This is a genomic window from Chitinophaga agri, assembly GCF_010093065.1.
Taxonomy (GTDB): Bacteria; Bacteroidota; Bacteroidia; order Chitinophagales; family Chitinophagaceae; genus Chitinophaga; species Chitinophaga agri.
Map to the genome: position 1 here is coordinate 7,032,638 of NZ_CP048113.1, position 14,490 is coordinate 7,047,127.

Annotated in this window: 11 protein-coding genes; 9 read left to right on the forward strand and 2 right to left on the reverse strand. The window is 46.9% G+C overall.

Annotation, left to right across the window (positions count from 1 at the left end):
* The first annotated feature begins 222 nt into the window (after positions 1–222).
* From GWR21_RS28140 to GWR21_RS28165, 6 genes are read left to right on the forward strand one after another with little or no spacing between them, the layout of a single operon-like run.
* The gene (locus GWR21_RS28140) at positions 223–759 is read left to right on the forward strand and encodes an RNA polymerase sigma factor (protein WP_162335028.1); all 537 of its coding nucleotides are present in this window, start codon (positions 223–225) and stop codon (positions 757–759) included.
* A gap of 53 nt (positions 760–812) precedes the next feature.
* Positions 813–1,865: a FecR family protein gene (locus GWR21_RS28145; RefSeq protein WP_162335029.1), complete on the forward strand. Its 1,053-nt coding sequence runs from the start codon at positions 813–815 to the stop codon at positions 1,863–1,865.
* Between the two features lie 51 nt (positions 1,866–1,916).
* Complete coding sequence (locus GWR21_RS28150; RefSeq protein WP_162335030.1) at positions 1,917–5,255, forward strand: SusC/RagA family TonB-linked outer membrane protein; 3,339 nt, start codon at positions 1,917–1,919, stop codon at positions 5,253–5,255.
* Between the two features lie 19 nt (positions 5,256–5,274).
* On the forward strand, positions 5,275–7,197 hold the full coding sequence (locus GWR21_RS28155; protein WP_162335031.1) for a RagB/SusD family nutrient uptake outer membrane protein: 1,923 nt from the start codon (positions 5,275–5,277) through the stop codon (positions 7,195–7,197).
* Between the two features lie 47 nt (positions 7,198–7,244).
* Complete coding sequence (locus GWR21_RS28160; RefSeq protein WP_162335032.1) at positions 7,245–8,684, forward strand: pectate lyase family protein; 1,440 nt, start codon at positions 7,245–7,247, stop codon at positions 8,682–8,684.
* A 36-nt stretch (positions 8,685–8,720) separates the two neighbouring features.
* On the forward strand, positions 8,721–9,668 hold the full coding sequence (locus tag GWR21_RS28165; RefSeq protein WP_162335033.1) for a pectinesterase family protein: 948 nt from the start codon (positions 8,721–8,723) through the stop codon (positions 9,666–9,668).
* A 71-nt stretch (positions 9,669–9,739) separates the two neighbouring features.
* On the opposite strand, the gene GWR21_RS28170 is transcribed toward GWR21_RS28165, so the two are convergent.
* Complete coding sequence (locus GWR21_RS28170) at positions 9,740–9,970, reverse strand: WGR domain-containing protein (RefSeq protein WP_162335034.1); 231 nt, start codon at positions 9,968–9,970, stop codon at positions 9,740–9,742.
* Positions 9,971–10,124: 154 nt separating this feature from the next.
* Between GWR21_RS28170 and GWR21_RS28175 the strand changes: the two genes are divergently transcribed.
* Positions 10,125–12,026: a LuxR C-terminal-related transcriptional regulator gene (locus tag GWR21_RS28175; protein WP_162335035.1), complete on the forward strand. Its 1,902-nt coding sequence runs from the start codon at positions 10,125–10,127 to the stop codon at positions 12,024–12,026.
* Positions 12,027–12,039: 13 nt separating this feature from the next.
* On the opposite strand, the gene GWR21_RS28180 is transcribed toward GWR21_RS28175, so the two are convergent.
* Positions 12,040–12,336 carry a hypothetical protein gene (locus GWR21_RS28180; RefSeq protein ID WP_162335036.1) on the reverse strand — a complete coding sequence of 99 codons (297 nt, stop codon included), beginning with the start codon at positions 12,334–12,336 and terminating at the stop codon, positions 12,040–12,042.
* A 257-nt stretch (positions 12,337–12,593) separates the two neighbouring features.
* On the opposite strand from GWR21_RS28180, the gene GWR21_RS28185 reads away from it, so the two are divergent.
* Entirely contained in the window at positions 12,594–13,127 is a 534-nt protein-coding gene (locus tag GWR21_RS28185) for a hypothetical protein (RefSeq protein ID WP_162335037.1), read from the forward strand.
* A 273-nt stretch (positions 13,128–13,400) separates the two neighbouring features.
* Entirely contained in the window at positions 13,401–13,823 is a 423-nt protein-coding gene (locus GWR21_RS28190) for a hypothetical protein (protein ID WP_162335038.1), read from the forward strand.
* Positions 13,824–14,490 lie beyond the last annotated feature (667 nt).

Below are 14,490 nucleotides of genomic sequence, written 5' to 3' on the forward strand. Positions count from 1 at the left end.
CTGCTATTTTCGGGCTATATGTATTTTTATGGGAATGTACACTCGCCTGTATCAGCGCGAAGTAGACTGATTTTCGTTCGGGAACGATTGCGTAGTTTTTTCTATTGAAATGATAATTAATCCGTAAATATGCTGACTGTTGTTATACAATAGCCGCGCAATGCTGCGCACGACGCATATCTGTCAATACACAGTATTTCCACGAGAAAAAAAGCAAACGTTATGATTGGCGCAATTAAGAAGGGGGACCACTTTGCGTACGAGCAGGTCTTCTTACAGCTTCGCAGCCGACTTTACGGATTCTTCTTACGAAAAACGCATTGCCACGAAGATGCCAGGGACCTGGTGCAGATCACCTTCCTGAAACTCTGGCAGTATCGCCACACATTAGATGAAGCAAATTCTACAGAGCAGCATGTATTCAGTATTTCAAGGACCGTTTTTATCGACTATCTGCGCAAACGACAAAGTGTTGTCAAATGGCAACAGCATACCGTGAGTGAAAAGGTCTGTTATATCCCTGAGGACTTTGACCTGCGTAAGAAATTATACCATGTGCTGGATGCAATGCCCGGCATGCGCAGAAAGGTATTTGAACTGCACCGGTTCTATGGGCTTTCCTATGCTGAAATAGCCGCTCATCTATCTATTACGGTTAAATCAGTGGACAATCATGTAACGAAAGCGATGCGGTTGATCCGAAAGACCGTATTGATCAATCTCTTATTACAGTTCCCCTTCTTTTCAGATTTTTTTTGACAGCACCGGAGGTATTATAGCCTTTGCCGCGTATTAACATATAAGGACTTTCTATGGATATCAACGATGACATGATCCGGAGGTTCTTTGACCAGGAGTGTGATGAAGCGGAGGCGCGGGTGGTGGCCGACTGGTTAAAGGTGCATCCCCATGTAGCAGATCAATATTATAAAGAGAGCGACTGGTGCAGCGAGACTGGTGAACAGTTGCCTGCTGCCGGTTGGGATGCTATGTGGAAGGCTGTGACGGATAAAATACGGAGAAGATATATCATCACCCGGGTAGCTTACGGACTGGCAATCTGTTTCTGTATCACGGCTGTATATATCGGCCTGTCTGATCATAGTGGTCCGGTCGCCGAAGTACAGTATGCACAGGTGCAGCAAGTGACTGACAGCTTCGTATGCAGCAATGACAGCGATAGCTCGCTGCAGTATACACTGGATGATGGTACGCTTGTGCGTTTGCAACCACATAGCTTGTTGCGTTTGAGTCACCGGCAATGGCGTACTGTCCGCGAGGTACTGGTAGAAGGAGAGGCGGTATTTCATGTGGCGGGAGAGCAGGGACGGCCCTTTATTGTTTATTGCGATAACCTCTCGGTACAGGCCCTCGGAACGATATTCTCCGTAAAGAAACATCATCACGACAGAGACGTAAAAGTCAGATTATATGAAGGGAAGGTAGTAGTGAAACCTGTAGCACGTGATGGCCAGTTATTACCTCACTTCACCAGATACCTTCAGCCGGGACAGGAGCTGGTTATTCCGTTAAATACCTATAGACCTATGCAGCAGTATTTCCTGCAGGGACAGAAAGGGACGGATCTTATCAGTAACAGAAAAAAGAATAGCACACCGGACATAAGGCCTACAGGTTGGTACGAGTTTACGAGTCAGCCACTCGCCGATGTATTTACCACATTGGAAATACTGCATGGGGTGCATATTCATTATAATAAATCCACGTTGGAAAACTTGTTTTTTATCGGCAGATTCGAGCCGGATGAATCCATAGAGGACGTCCTGGGAACGATTGCCCTGTTGAACAATCTGAGCGTAACAAAGCGATCCGACAACAACTATTATGTAAAAGCAAAGGGATGACCACGTAACCCGAAAGCCAAATTTATTTCTTAAACCAGATCTACTTACAGTATGACAAGATTGATTGTCAGCATTTGTGCTGCACTTATGCTTTGTTGCGTCCAGCCATCGCAGGTAACGGCCCAGGATAGCTATGGGACGGTGAAAGGACTAGTGAGAGATGAAGACGGTACGCCTTTACCGGGAGTGACAGTGACGGCTGTCAACAGTAAAACAGCATTTAAGACAGGTGTACAGACGGACACCGCTGGTGTGTTTGTATTCTCCCGGTTGCCCGCTGGTGTATCGTACCGCTTTACATTCAGCAGTATAGGTTTCGCTACGCAACATATCGAAGGGCATGTGGTAGGAGCAGGGGCGACTACCTCACTGGTCGCTAAACTGGTTGCTGAGTCATCCCGGTTGAATGACGTGGTGATTGTCGGATACCAGGCCTTCCGTAGAGGTGATCTGCTCGCCGCATCTTCCGGCGTAACGGCAAAAGAGCTGAAAACAAATCCGCTGAATAATGCAGCAGAAGTACTGCAGGGACGACTGGCCGGTGTGCAGATCACCATGTCAGAAGGAGCACCCGGTGCGGAGCCTGTGATCAATATACGCGGACGCGGCTCTATCACCCAAAGCAGCGAGCCGCTGTACGTGGTAGATGGCATCCCGATGGACAATGCATTGAATGTCCTGAACCCGCAGGATATTGAATCTATCAACGTACTAAAAGATGCTGCGTCTACCGCGATCTATGGTTCGAGGGGTGCAAACGGGGTAGTCGTGATCACTACAAAGGGCGGACGTAATACGGGCGGACGCACACTTGTAGCGTACAATACGTTTTATGGTATCCAGCAGCTGGCCCGTAAAATAGATATGATGAATGCACGTGACTTTGTGAATTATCAGTATGAAAGAGCATGGTGGAGAGGTGATACGGCCGGTGTTATTAAACGATATATCCGTGTGCCGGACAACTATGATACCATTGCTGCGTTTGGTGAGGGCTTTGACTGGCAGGAGAGGACAATGGGGGATAATGCCTTGCAGTATTCTCATAATGTGAGCGTGACAGGTGGTAATGAGCATACTTCCTACAATCTCAGTCTGACGGCTGTTAAACAGGAAGGTATCCTGATCAACTCCAGCCTGGACCGGAAGAACCTGAATTTTCGTATAGACCATAAGGCCAACAAACGTTTTCGCTTTGGTTTCAATACCCGCTATACCCGCCAGCTGATCCTCGGCGCAGGTACTTCTGATGCAGGTGGTGCTGGCGCCAACAGGTTGCGGCAGTATACCCGGTACAAGCCCGTTATACTGCCCGGAGAAGAAGATGACTCCTATGACCCGACCCTTGACCTGAATAACGCCGGTAACGGTTTTAATATCCTGAACCCTTTGCTGCTGGCAGATGCGGAAGTCAGGAAACGGTATATCAATCAGCTGAACCTGAATGCTAATTTTTCCGTTGCACTGGTGAAGAATGTGAGCTTCCGTTCTCAGCTGGCTTTCAATCTAACGAATACAAACAACAGGTCCTTCGATGATACGCTCACGAACAATGCGAAGAGTAACAATAAGCAGCCGGTGGTTGTACTGGGTGACAACCAGGTGAGTCAGCTGGTGAACTCCAACGTATTATCGTACACAAATACCGCCCTGTTTAAGACGAAGCATAGCCTGAATGTCTTGCTGGGACAGGAGACACAGCAGACGACGACCAACGCAAATAATCAGACGATCCGCTATTTTCCTATCGGCATCACTGCTGATCGTGCTTTTAATAACCTGCAACTGGCAGCGGCGTCTACGACCGCTTATCCGCAACAGCAGCCATCCAGCTCCCAGGTACCGGTTACACTGGCGTCGTTCTTTGCGACGGTCGACTATAACTACGCACAAAAGTATTATGCGAAAGTTACCATGCGTGCGGATGGGTCTTCACTATTCGGTGAAGAGAATAAATGGGGATACTTCCCTTCCGGTGTCGTATCCTGGCGGGTGAGCGGGGAGCCTTTCTTTAAGAGTAAGTGGGTGGATGATCTCAGACTGCGGCTTTCCTATGGTATTGCCGGGAATAACCGTATTACACCGTTTTCTTACCGTACACAGTATATTAGTCCGTCGAATGGTGGATATGGGTTGAATGGGGTCTTGAATGGCGTTTATAATCCTTCTAACCTGGGGAATGATAAACTGAAATGGGAATCGCAGATCGCTCGTAACCTCGGGGTTGATCTGACTGCCTTCCATAACAGGGTGAGTCTGACAGCGGACGTATACTACAACAGTTCTAAAAACCTGCTCCTGAACCAGGCTATTCCATCTTCTACCGGTTATACCGCACAGTTCCAGAATATCGGTGCTACCAGTAATAAAGGACTGGAGTTACAATTGTCGGCAGATATTATCCGCAGGCAATCCTTCAGTTATTCCGCCAGTTTTAATATTTCCTTCAATAAGAACCGGATCACGAGTCTGGGAGGCAATAACATCATCCTGCGTAATTCAGGCTGGTTCAGTGGAAATAACTTCCCGGCTGATTATATCCTGAAGGTAGGGGAGGAAGTGGGTACAATGTACGGATATATCAATGATGGATTTTATACACCGGCGGATTTCACCACGACGCCTTATGCGAATGCTAATTATCCGGGACTGACTACGCAGTATATACTGAAGAAGGATGTCGCTTCCAATGCAGGTATCCTGGCAGATGCATTGCAACCCGGCTCTCCGAAGTTCAGGGATCTGAACGGAGATGGTGTGATCGATGCGGATCATGACAGGACGATCATAGGCCGCTCTCAGCCCAAGTGCTATGGTGGGTTTAATCAGACGCTCACCTTCAGGAACTTCGACCTGAACATCTTCGTGAACTTCGTATCCGGCCATAAAGTATTTAATGCCAACAAGCTGGAATATGGCAGTGCTTATGGTAGTGAGGTCAACCTCCTGCGTGCTGCGAATGACCGGTGGAAAATGATCGATGAAAAAGGTCAGCTGATACAACGGGCAGTGAGCAGTGGTGGTAATAATATCATTGTTGGGGTTGATTCCCTTACACTGAGTAACATCAACCGGAATGCAGGACTATGGTTCCCGTCTACAAGCGTGAACGGTTTCTATTCACAGCGCTATGCAGTGGAGAATGGTTCCTACATCCGGATTAATAATATCACACTGGGATATAATCTTCCGAAAGAGTTGTTGCGTCGCATTGGCATGAATAATATCCGTGTCTATCTGACGGCAAATAATGTCGCGACGATCACCGGTTATACCGGTTATGATCCTGATGCAAATACAAGGAGAGCTGACCCTACTACGGCAGGTGTGGATTACGCGGCTTATCCAAGGGCCAGGACCTATGTAATGGGACTGAATGTCAATTTTTAATTATCCCAAAGTTTATTATATGAATAGCATAAAGACGAACCGGATTTTTATCGTTATACTGATGGTGATCATGATTATCACTGGAGGTTGCAGCAAATTCCTGGAACCGGAAGCGGTATCCTCATTCGACACGGAGTACATCTTTGATAATGTACAGAATGCCCGGAAGGCCTTGCTGGGCGCATATATGTCTTTCTCCGGCGACTATGGATATGGTATTCGTATCAGCGGTTACTGGCCGTATGATGCTGATGAGATACAGAAAGGCACGAATCCGAATACTAATGACGAAGGGCAGTTGCTGGCAAAGTACCTGGGTATTCCTTCCAACCTGCAGATCACGAATCCGTTTAACCAGATGTACCAGGGTATTGAACGTGCGAACCTGTGTATTTATAATATACCGAAGATGCAGCAGTACGTTAATGGTTCTCCACAGGAACAGGCGCAGCTGAAAAGGATGCATGGAGAAGCGCTGATCCTGCGTGCGCAGTACTATTACGAAATATGCCGGAACTTCGGTGATGTACCCGCCCAATGGCAGCCATCTCAATATGAGCCGGATCTGTATAAACCACGTACCAGCAGGGATACGATCTATGATCATCTGTTGAAAGACCTGCTGGAGGCACAGCACCTGATGCCATGGCGTATGGAAGTGATGGGTATCGGCGACCCGGTCGACCAGCGTTTTACCAAAGGAACTGCCAAGGCCTTACGTGCGAAGATCGCCTTGACAAGAGGTGGATATTCACTGTCTGTATCTCAGCAGACGATGGTGCGGCCGGCGGATTATCTTACATATTATAAGATAGCCCGGGATGAATGTGCTGAACTGATCGCAAACCCGGCGCAGCATACCCTGATGGCGTCTTATAAAAGTTTGTTTAAGGACTACCTGCTCGCGCATAATTTAAATGATCCGGCCGGCGAATTTATCATGGTGGCATCTATGGCGTTTGGTACCAACTCCGACAGTAAACTCGGCATTCAGACCGGCACCCGTGTGAATGGGGTAGGAGGTGGTAACCTGAGCATATTACCTACGTACTTTTATATGTTTGACTCTACGGATGTGAGGAGAGATATTACCTGTGTGCCTTATGAGATCACCTTTGATACGATCAAAACAGGTCATGCGATCAATGCGATCAATGATGGGAAGTTCAGAAAGGAATGGGTGACAAATCCCGGCTATGTTTTCAGTGCGGGTAACTCCGCTACTTCCAGCAGGCCTGCTATTAACAACAGTTTGCAGAACATGCAGCTAAGCTGGCCGCTGATCAGGTTTGCAGATGTGCTGCTCTGGTTTGCAGAAGCTGACAATGAATTGAATAATGGTCCCACGGCTGCTGCGATAGCGGCGGTAAGTCAGGTGAATAAACGCGGTCATGGCGGCGGATATACAGAAACACCACCCGTGATCCCTACGGATAAAGCTGGATTCTTTAAATTCCTGGTGAAGGAGCGTTTGCTGGAATTTGGTGGCGAAGGGATCCGAAAATATGACCTGCTTCGCTGGAACCTGCTGGCTACAGCTATTCAGGAGACACGTGCACGTTTACAGGCATGGGCCAATGCCACAGATGCCTTGCACCCTGCTTTTCCCCTTTACAGCTACATGGAAGACGGACCCGCCTATGCACGTGATCCTGCTCAGTTTCCCAGTTACCTGTATTACATGAAGACGCCGCCGAGGTCGAATATAGATGACTTCAATCCTTTTCTGTATTCTTTCTATAAACCAGGACCCGTTGAATCAGCACCTGCCGGTCTGGTAAGGGTAGCCTGGTGGCTGGGCGGCACGACCGTGCCGGCTGCACAGACATTTACAAATGCTTTTGCCAGCGGGTTTACACCTAATAAAAGTGAGCTGATGCCACTGCCGCAGACGCAGCGTGATGTGAATCCGAATCTGAGTCCGCAAAACCCGGGATATTGACGCAATTATTCGTAATTGCTATTATTTATGATAAACAAACATTGTCAATGAAAACGCCATTCACCCTTTTCAGCCTTTTACTATTCACCTTGTCTCTTTCTGCTCAGCAATCCGCTTTTCCAGGTGCGGAGGGCGCCGGTATGTATGCATCCGGAGGGAGGGGAACACCAGATACGGCCACAAGTGTAATGGAAGTTACCAATCTATCGGATGATGGACAGCCGGGTAGTTTGCGGTATGCACTGACAGCGAATGCAGCTTACCGGACAGTGGTGTTTCGGGTCTCAGGAACCATCCATCTCACATCCGCATTGAGAATAAAGGCGAATACGACTATCGCCGGACAAACAGCGCCAGGGGCGGGGATATGTGTGGCCGACTACCCGGTGAGTATTAGTGGGGATAATGTGATCGTACGGTATATGCGTTTCCGCTTGGGGGACAGGTATCAGAAGAAGACATCTGCAAACGGTGATCCGGTAGATGGCAGTGGCGGTGATGATGCCTTCGGTGGATTAGGTCGTAGTAATATTATTGTTGATCATGTGTCTGCCAGCTGGAGCACAGACGAGGCCCTGACGATCTACCGGGGAGATAACCTGACCATCCAATGGTGTGTGATATCTGAGCCACTGAATTATTCCTATCACTTCGAAGCGGGAGATACAGCGTATGAAAAGCATGGCTATGGAGGCATCTGGGGCGCTAAGCATGGCAGTATGCATCACAACCTGATCGCCCATTGTCGCAACAGGAACCCGCGTTTTGCAGGCGTGAGTACATATACACCTGATACACCGGGTACAGAGAATGTGGATTTCCGTAACAATGTCATCTATAACTGGGGGATCAATACGGTGTATGGAGGAGAAGGTGGAAATTATAACGTGGTGAATAACTATTATAAATATGGACCTAATACCGGAAGCGGTGTCAGGTACCGGATCTGTAATCCGGGTATGAGCACTGCTGCCGGTTTTGGCAAATGGTATGTGAGTGGCAACTATGTAGATGGTTCTCCTGCTAATACCGCCAATAACTGGAGTGGCGTAAGTGCGGCCGATACAACGCAGGTAAAAGCAGTGACGCCTTTTGATATTGGTTATGCTGTAGCAACAGAAGCACCCGCGGATGCATTTACGGCGGTGTTACAAAAAGCAGGTTGCTCCCTGCCGCAACGCGATACACTTGACCAGCGCATAACAGACAACGTACGTAACCGTACCGGCCGTATCATTGATGTACAGGGGGGCTACCCGCATGGTACAGCCTATGAGCAGACGGTCAATGCATGGCCTTCTTTATGCTCAGTACCTGCTCCGGCAGACAGTGACCATGATGGTATGCCGGATGCTTATGAGACCGCTAATGGATTGGATGCGGTGAATGCAGCAGACAGAAATGGATATTCTGCGAATGGATACACGAACCTGGAAAATTATCTGAATAGTTTAACACATGACGGTAACCGTGCGACGAAACACTGAACGCCGTCCCTTTAACAGAATAGAACCACATAGCACATGCAAAGGAAATGTTTGAGATTACTGTTGATGTTATTATCACCAGTTTTGTTTTGCCAGGCGGCGAAGATCGTTGTGGCGAAAGACGGTACCGGAGATTATACAACTGTGCAGGCAGCTATCAATGCCGTGGCAGATAACAGCTTTGATACGACGCTGATCTTTATCAGGAATGGCACCTATAAGGAGAAACTGGTACTGCCAGCTACCAAATGTAATGTACATTTTCTGGGAGAAAGTCTGCAGGACGTTATCCTGACTTACGATGATCATGCTTCAAAGAAAGACAGTGCGGGGAATAATATAGGGACATCCGGTTCTTCCAGTTGCTTTATCTATGGGGAAGGCTTCCGGGCAGAGAATATTACGTTTGAGAATAGTGCCGGTCCGGTAGGACAGGCAGTGGCTGTTAGAGTAACAGGTGACAGGGCCGTATTTATTAATTGTCGCTTCCTGGGGTTTCAGGATACGTTATATACCCATGGGGCGGATAGCAGGCAGTACTATTATAAGTGTTATATAGAGGGTACGGTGGACTTTATCTTTGGAGCTGCGACCGTTTTGTTTGATAGCTGTACGCTATATGGCAAAAAGGGAGGTTACTACACAGCTGCTTCGACACCTGAGGGGAAGGCGTTCGGATATGTGTTTATGCATTGCAGGGTGGTGGGTGATGCACCGGCAGGGGCCTTCTATCTCGGGCGGCCCTGGAGACCCTGGGCGAAGACCGCCTTTATCGGCTGCGAACTATCCGGGACGGTCATTCCCGCGGGCTGGAATAACTGGGGCAAAACTGACAATGAACACTCGGCATATTATGCGGAGTACAATAATACCGGGGAGGGTGCCGCGGGTCCCGGCCGCGTAGGCTGGGCACATCAGTTGACGGCCACCGAAGCAGCTGCCTACACAAAGTCTGCAATACTTTCCGGTTGGATACCAGAATAGGATAAGAGGAAAATGTACACACTGTACATTTTCCTTTTTGCCATATGATCGTCCCCGTTATAATACCTTATCTATAATCTATAGTCATCTCCTAATCTGAAGAAAAAAGCGCTGTCTTCTTTTTTCTCTTCTATCAGTCGTTCGTATTCCTGTACGGCTGTATTCGTGTCTGTGAACACTTTCTCATTCGTAGTTCCGTCTGTGCCTTTTTGTCCGTATCGTGTTCTGACGATCTTATTCTCCAGCGTGATCTCATAAAAACAGATCATCTGTTCCTCCCTGTATTCAAAATATTGCGTCATTACCCCTCTGATTTTTGTTTGCTTATTTTATATTTATGCGTGCTTATTTGTCCCAAAATTAATTATCGTGAACAGCGAAACTGAAAATCTGGTATCTACAAATGATCTACAAGCGTCGGTGAATACCAGCTACAAAACCTTTACGTGAGTTAATATGTTGCACATTATCAATAAGATAGCCATATCTGTTATAGGAGTGATTTTTTCTGTGGGAGTTTGTGTTGGTAACACACCAGCCGATGCGCTCCGCGCTGCACTAAAGCAAAAAAACCTGACACCTGCGCAAAGAGTGGCCACACTGAGCCAGCTCGCAAGGGCTATTTCTATTACAGAAACCAGTAATGCGATCAATGTAGGAATGCAGGCAGTGGCACTCAGCCGTACATTACAGGATGCACAATATACATCGATGGCTTATGCCATATTGGCGCCTATATATCTCCAGCAGGATGATCTTTCCAAGGCTGCACAGGTAGTGGACAGTGCATTATGGTATGCAGGGAAGACGGAAAGCAGGCTTGCAAAAGGGATGGCCTGGTACAGGAAAGGCTGGATGGAAAATATTAAGGGTAAGCCACAGGAGGCACTGATAAGTGCCCAGCAGGCACTTAGATACCTGGAAAAGACGGACGCGTTTAATTACCAGTCAGCAGTTTATTATGTGATGGCCAGTATCTATGCGAACCTGTATGATAGTCCGCTACATAAAAAGTACGCATTGTTATGTCTGGAATCAGCACGAAAGGATAAAGATGATGATAACCTGCTACTGGCTTATCAGACATTGGGTACCTACTGGCAGTATTATTATATGGAGCATAAAGAGGATAAGGCGGCCCTTGACTCTGCATTCTTTTATAACAGGGTCGCATTAAATACATTCCTGGCGCACAGGGATCAGGTCATTTATCATAGTACAGTAGCCATCATTGCGCTGAACACCGCCGATCTCTATGCGCAGCATTATCCGCCTTCCTACCGGGATAGCGTTTTTCGTTATCTTGATCTGGCGAAGCAGATAGGAGAGGAAACGCATCACCTGGAAGTGATCTCTAATTACTACGGAATGAAAAGCGACTATCAGGCAGCGGCAGGTAACTATGATGATGCGGCAGCACTTCTGCAAAAGGGGTTAGCGGTGGTCAATGAGGACAGTCTCCCCAATCTGGCTACAAAGATCCAGTTTATGGCAGCATTGTCCGATCTGTCAGAGAAACGTGGTAATTATAAAGAAGCATTGTTATATCAAAGGCAGTATGCCAGCCTATACGCGGACCTTTACAGCCAGGAGAAGCTTAACCTGACCAAAGAGCTGGAGGCGAAGTACCAGGCAGAGAAGAGTGCTACTGCCCTGCATACTTTACAGCAGACGGCTGATCTGCACAGGCGACTGGGATATTTGTACATCGGGTTGGGCGTCGCGTCGGTGACAGCTGCTATTTTCTTATTCCGTTCCCTGCGCTTCCGGCTCCGGCTGGCAGAGAAAGAAAAAGCAGATGCCGCTTTGCAGGCTCAGCTCAGGCAACAGGAGAACCGGCAACTGGCCATGGAGAAACAGGAGGCGGAATTGCAGGCACGATTGAAAGAAGAGGAGGCCCTGCGTCTGATAGCAGAACAGCAGCTCCTCCAGGAGAGACAGGAACGTCTTCAGAAGGAACTGCTGGCTGGTACTTTACAGGTTGAGCAAAAGGCTGAACTGTTGCAAACATTACAGAAAAAGATCGCAGAGAACAGAAATGACAGATCTGTCCTGTCGCAACTGGACCTGATCATCAGTCATGATAAGAAACTGGATGCCTATTATGCTGACAGTAAAGCCGACTTTAAAAATATCAACCCGGATTTCTTTGAGAAACTAAAAGACAACTCTGGGAACCTGTTGTCCAGACTGGACCTGAAACATTGCGCCTATATCTACCTGGGGCTTACTAATAAGGAAGTCTCCCAGAAGCTGGGCATCGCTCCCAAAAGCATACTGATGTCGCGTTACCGGATCAAACAGAAGCTAAAACTTGGAAAAGAACAGGAGCTGGATGAATATATCAGGTCGTTGTAGCTGCTGTAACGGTTCACGCAGTGGCTGCCTGTTGTAGTCTCTGTCCGAGTTCTCTACCTAAAGGAGTGAGAGAATAAAGCTTCATGGGAGTGCCATCCGGATTTGTGTATTCATGGCTGGAATACGTCAGATAGCCATCCCTTCCTGCCAATGTCAGGAAATGATCAAAGAGATTGACAGCATCTACATTTGTGGCAGCTTCCTCTTCAGTGAAATAGAAACCTTTTACTTCCTGGTAGGGTGCGGGGTTATAACCTTTTCTTGTCCAGAATTCCAGGACAATGTCGTTGGGATTAACAAAGAACTTCATTTAAATACACGTTTTATTCGCTTTATAAACGTAGCATGAAGGCTAATATTGTTCCAGGTCACAGGAGAATTTTTTATTGCTGTGTATTGAAGGAAATGACGGTACCGCCATAGGTGGAATATAAACTAACGGAGTCAGGAAAGCGGCTGATCCCGGTTATGGATGCACTTGTGTGAATGGGGAGATGCTTACGGGAAAGAGAGGAAATAGAATATATTAGGCAGATGACTTACATTTATGCGCTAATTTAAATAGCTATGTCTGAAACACAACTGGATAACGTTACAGCAAACATCATACAGTTTATCAGATCTATTGGTATACCTGTTGCTTTTCAACCCATCACGGCTGATATGTTCGTGCCTGGCATCTTAATATCTAAAGGCACTATCATAGTAGATACAGATCAGTTACTTTATCCCGGCGACCTGTTGCACGAAGCAGGGCATATTGCAGTGGCCATGCCAGCAGACAGGCTACTGATGCATGGTAATGTAGGTGCAATGAATGACAAGAATAAGGCTGATGGTGAGGAGATGATGGCTATTGCCTGGAGTTACGCAGCATGCGTTCATCTGAATATGGATCCTGCGGTTGTGTTTCATCGTGCGGGTTATCAGGGATCATCGGACTGGTATATCGAGCAATATACTGCTGGTAATATGTTATATGTACCGGTATTGCAATGGGCCGGTTTCTGCTATGACGCACAGCAGGCAAAGGTGAATGATACTAAACCTTTTCCTCATATGCTACGGTGGATGAGAGAAGCGGACGTCTCAGTGCAGTAAGACTTCCGGAATATTTTTATGTCAGATCAGGTCCTGCAATGGAGGGTGGTGCCATGCATAGGCTGGAAGAGGTGAAAGTATCAGGTGATTCCTGTGGCAGATGATGCGGCATCTCAGCCGGAGCCCGCTGCAACGGTAAAACCGATAGTGAAATCTCAGGGATAATGCTGCCCGATCGCTTTCCCTTAATAAATAATATATCACGCAATATATATAGTTGGTCAAATGAACGTGTTTCTTACTTGCCGGATTTGTGGGAACAGAATTACCAAATTGCTGAAGGAAAAAGTGTTACTGCCGGACACGGTTGAAAATATTAATGAGCCATTGCTTGCCATGGAACAATATAGTATAGATGCAAACGGGGATTTTTATATAAATATTGGAGATAAGCATCATCTGACTTATCATAACGACCGTAGCAGACTAACTGGTTGCTGTGGTCCCTCCCGAGACGGCCTCTCTAATCTTGTATGCGTCTGTCGTGCGGAGATAGGGCGGGAGGTAAGTGACTGCCTGGACCCCCATTTTATAATACTCCATCATACCGGTGTATTGTTAAAAGAAGACCAGGACGGTTTGCTGGAAGAAATATTACGCCTGCCTGTACCCGATAACGAACGACAGGCACTTGAAATGCTCATCCAATATAGGCAGATAACAGCATTAAAACAGCAGCTGGCCCGATTAACCTGACAGTTTAGTCCTTTATCGCATATATCGATACCTGCTGCGATATTCGTGCTGCCGGAAAGCAGGGAAATTAAGCTTGATCAATTGATCACCACATCAGTAATAATTATATCACCTACTTCGTTATACGCACTCTTTTAAATATATCGTGACGATTGCAGTGATGCGTTGATGCTAACCAGTTACCCGGTTAAAATGTATAACCGTTTCCGGTAATAAGTATGCATATTTTCCTGTCAATATCAGTGCGATTTGGGTCGTAATGATGCATATTCTGCATTCTCGTTGCAGCGGCGTAAAATGTCCGCAGGAATATTTAACGCAGCATCCTGATTTTTTCACACAGCCTGTAATTCCTTTGAAACGCTTTATTGAAGCAGGTTTCAGACTGCGGTGAATATTTGCATTGCTTTCCGTGATGCTACGATTTGCAGTGGACGTAGTGATTTTTGTTTTTGATTATTCAAATCATAAATACTAATTTAGCGAACACTTAATCGAAATCGTGACATTGATAAACCTATATGTAAAGAACTACTTTCACCACCGCTCATGAACTTTGCATTAAGTTGTTTGGATGAAGACCCGTGTTAACAGAAGAGATTGATGTTTGTTATGATTAACTAGCTATGTTGGACCCGTTAAATAAAAATTAAGTACACAGGCCACT

What these genes read in the sequence shown, in the direction of transcription:
- GWR21_RS28140 (WP_162335028.1), top strand. Translation starts at nt 223, where the DNA reads ATGATTGGCGCAATTAAGAAGGGGGACCACTTTGCGTACGAGCAGGTC.
- GWR21_RS28145 (WP_162335029.1), top strand. Translation starts at nt 813, where the DNA reads ATGGATATCAACGATGACATGATCCGGAGGTTCTTTGACCAGGAGTGT.
- GWR21_RS28150 (WP_162335030.1), top strand. Translation starts at nt 1,917, where the DNA reads ATGACAAGATTGATTGTCAGCATTTGTGCTGCACTTATGCTTTGTTGC.
- GWR21_RS28155 (WP_162335031.1), top strand. Translation starts at nt 5,275, where the DNA reads ATGAATAGCATAAAGACGAACCGGATTTTTATCGTTATACTGATGGTG.
- GWR21_RS28160 (WP_162335032.1), top strand. Translation starts at nt 7,245, where the DNA reads ATGAAAACGCCATTCACCCTTTTCAGCCTTTTACTATTCACCTTGTCT.
- GWR21_RS28165 (WP_162335033.1), top strand. Translation starts at nt 8,721, where the DNA reads ATGCAAAGGAAATGTTTGAGATTACTGTTGATGTTATTATCACCAGTT.
- GWR21_RS28170 (WP_162335034.1), bottom strand. Translation starts at nt 9,970, where the DNA reads ATGACGCAATATTTTGAATACAGGGAGGAACAGATGATCTGTTTTTAT.
- GWR21_RS28175 (WP_162335035.1), top strand. Translation starts at nt 10,125, where the DNA reads ATGTTGCACATTATCAATAAGATAGCCATATCTGTTATAGGAGTGATT.
- GWR21_RS28180 (WP_162335036.1), bottom strand. Translation starts at nt 12,336, where the DNA reads ATGAAGTTCTTTGTTAATCCCAACGACATTGTCCTGGAATTCTGGACA.
- GWR21_RS28185 (WP_162335037.1), top strand. Translation starts at nt 12,594, where the DNA reads ATGTCTGAAACACAACTGGATAACGTTACAGCAAACATCATACAGTTT.